This window comes from Streptomyces sp. E11-3 (assembly GCF_046540415.1).
In the GTDB taxonomy this organism is placed as follows: Bacteria; Actinomycetota; Actinomycetes; order Streptomycetales; family Streptomycetaceae; genus Streptomyces.
Map to the genome: position 1 here is coordinate 1 of NZ_JAZGRL010000046.1, position 3,174 is coordinate 3,174.

General features: G+C 69.6%; 2 protein-coding genes. Both read right to left on the minus strand.

Going from position 1 to position 3,174, the window contains the following annotated elements:
• Positions 1 to 148: 148 nt before the first annotated feature.
• Complete coding sequence (locus U9R90_RS34665; RefSeq protein ID WP_411061341.1) at positions 149 to 430, minus strand: hypothetical protein; 282 nt, start codon at positions 428 to 430, stop codon at positions 149 to 151.
• Between the two features lie 240 nt (positions 431 to 670).
• Complete coding sequence (locus U9R90_RS34670; protein WP_411061343.1) at positions 671 to 3,001, minus strand: PQQ-binding-like beta-propeller repeat protein; 2,331 nt, start codon at positions 2,999 to 3,001, stop codon at positions 671 to 673.
• Between the last annotated feature and the right edge of the window lie 173 nt (positions 3,002 to 3,174).

Here is a 3,174-nt window from a genome sequence, read left to right on the forward strand (position 1 = left end):
CGCCGATGGTACTGCAGGGGGGACCCTGTGGGAGAGTAGGACGCCGCCGAACTAATTGTAGAGAAAGCCCCCGTACCGGGTTCCGGTACGGGGGCTTTCTGCGTTTCACGGCCGGTTGCAGACTGCGGCTGGTGGAATCACGACAGCTCTAGGCTGCCTCTCGGGCCTTGCGTAGTGCTTCGCGATGCTCCCAGCCCCACTCAGCGGTATGCAATTCTTCGGGCAGGCCAGCAAGGCCAGTTGACAGGTGGTCCACCGCCTCGTCGTATCGCCCCAGGGCCAACGTGCACAGTCCCATGTTGAGCCGGTTGAACGAGGGCGTGAGCCAGTATGCGGTCTCGGGCGGTGCCATGGCTGCTGCTTTGTCCGAGAGTTGTTCCGCCTCGTCGACCATATGCAGGGCCCGGTCAGTCTCGCCGAGAGTCGCCATACCGGCAGCCGCTTGCAGTGTGTCGCCCAGCCGTTGGGCGGGGTGCGCACCAGGGGTACTGGCTGCTGCGTAGAACCACCGGGCAATCCCTTGTGGGCGCTGATGTCCCGCCGTGCGCGCCGTAGGCGCCTGGAGTCGTGCGCCTGGGTGCTGGTCGTGATGACCGTCTACGGCGTAGCTCTCTACTCCGTGGTGGACCTGGTTCGGTAGTGGTGGGGGACCTGGGGCTCTAGGGCTTGGTCAGAGAACCAGCGCGTACAGGGTGGGGGGCACCAACCTCGTGTCGTCGGAGGCAGTGAAGTAGACCATGCCTTCGGCGATGACGGGAGGCACCTTGATCTCCGTCTTGTCGTCCTGAGCCTCGCTGCGGACGTTGAAGACCCAGCGTCGGCGGCCGGTGGCGGCGTCGACGGCGTACACCTTGCCCTCTTTGCCACCGAAGCAGACCGTGCCGTCACCGACGGACGGGTTGCCCTGCACGTCGCCGTTGAGGGGGAAGCTCCAGCGCTTCTTTCCGCTCGTGCTGTCGACGGCGTACAGGTTACCGTCGTAGTCGTGCAGGTAGACGGCGCCGTCGGCGGCGACAGGCCTGGAGAACCCGTTGCTGGTGGGAAGGGTCCAGCGGCGCTTTCCGCTGGTGGCGTCGAAGGCGTACAGCAGGGCGTCATTGCTGAAATAGACGGTGCCGTCCGCGACCGCCACGGAATCGAGCACCGGGTAGTCGTCCTTCGACGGGCGGGTCCAGCGTTCCCGCCCGGTGGCGGCGTCGACGGCGTTCAGCTCGCCTTTGCCGCCACCGATGTAGACGATGCCATCGGCGATCACCGGGGCGGCCGCGGCGGTGCCCCATTTGTTCTCGGAGTAGCGGTAGAGCCAGCGCCGCCGTCCGGCCTCCGCGTCGACGGCGTACAGCCTGCCTTTGCTGCCGCCGATGTAGACGGTGCCGTCGGCGACCGCCGGGGACGTGGCCAGCTGCTTGTCGGGGAATGGGAAGGTCCAGCGTCGGCTCCCGTCGGCGGTGTCGATGGCGTGCAACCCGCCGTCACCGGCCATGTAGACGGTGCCGTCGACGAAAACCGGGGACGCGTCCGACGGCTGATTGGGCATGGGCGCGGTCCAGCGCTGCTCACCGTCAGAGGCATCGAGAGCGCGGAGGGACGGCTCCTCGTCGCGAGTGCTGCCCACATGGGCCATGTAGACGGTGCCGTCGGCGACCGACGGGGTGGATGGCGCCATGAACTTGGGTTTGGACCAGCGCAAAGTGCCGCTCTTGACCTTGCTGTCGGAGGAGCCGTGCCCGCCGGACCCCTGGCCGGACGAGTCACCCGATGACTCGTTGCCGGTGCCGCCGCTGTCGCCGATGAGCTTCCAGGCGGTGAAGCCGATGCCCGCGGTGCCCAAGGCGGCTGCGGCGGCGGCCAGGACCTGGCGGCGGGTACGGCTCGGGGCGGCGTCGTTCTGGGCTGCCACCGGAGTCGGGGGCGGAGTCGCCGGTACTGGGGGCGTCGGTGCCGACGGCGTCGACGCCGCGAGGGCGGTCGGCGGGTGGGCCGGGGCCGGTCCGGGTGCTCTGCCGGTCCGGGTGGGGGCCTGGTGAGCGGCCGCGTCCGCCGACCGCTCCGGAGGCGTCGGCTGTTCCGGCTGCCGTGCGGCTGCCGTGCGGCTCTGCTTCTGGAGCGCCTGGGCCACCAGCCGGGGCAGCCAGCCGTACTCGGAGTGCGGCCCGGGCGCCTCCTGCCCCTCGTCGCGCAAGGCATGGGACAGCTCCTCCAACAGCGCGGCCACTGTGGGCCGCTCCGCTGGCTCCTTGGCCAGACATCTCGCCACCACGGCGCAGAGCCGCGGAGGCAGGGCCCTCAGGTCGGGCTGTTCGTGGACGATGCGGTAGTGCAGGGCATGGGGCGCGCCGGATCCGAACGGCCCGGATCCGGTCGCGGCGAAGACCAGCACCGCCCCTAGCGAGAACACATCGCTCGCCGGACCGACTTGCCCGCCCGCCGCCAGCTGCTCCGGGGCCATGAAGCCGGGCGTTCCGATGACCATGCCGGTCTGGGTGAGCCCACTCACCTCGTCCGTCATCGAGATCCCGAAGTCGATCACTCGCGGGCCGTCCGACGCCAGCAGTACGTTCGACGGCTTGAGATCCCGGTGGACGACCCCGGCCTCGTGGATGGCCTCCAGCGCCTCCGCCAGCCCCGCCCCGAGCGCCAGGACGGCCGTCTCCGGCCACGGCCCGTACTGCGCTATCGCCTCTCCCAGGGGCATCCCCGGTACGTACTCGGTGGCCAGCCACGCGGGAGATCCCTCCAGGTCGGCGTCGACCACCGCGGCGGTGAAGACACCAGTGACCCGGCGGGCCGTCGCCACCTCGCGGGCGAATCGCTGCCGGAACCCGGCATCCTCGGCGAGCTCCGGACGCACCACCTTCACCGCCAGAGTCCGGCCGCCGGGCGAGCGCCCCAGGAAGACGCGGCCCATGCCGCCCGCGCCGAGCCGGGCCACGATCCGGTACCGGCCCACCTGACGCGGATCGCCCGCCTCCAGCTCCGCGAACACCGTCCTGCCTTCCACTCGGTATCCCGCCAGAATCGGAACAGCAGCGGGACGATGCACGATACCGACTGACACTGGTGATCAAGTCAGCCGAGCACCAAGGGCGTTCGGCTCCCACATTGATCCGCCGGACAGACCCTAGTAGTGCTTCGTTAGGAGTGCCGATCTTGGCTGGTCGGGGGCATGCTGCG

Excerpts from the sequence above, each read along its gene's own strand:
- U9R90_RS34665 (WP_411061341.1), bottom strand. The coding sequence starts at position 430 with ATGGCGACTCTCGGCGAGACTGACCGGGCCCTGCATATGGTCGACGAG.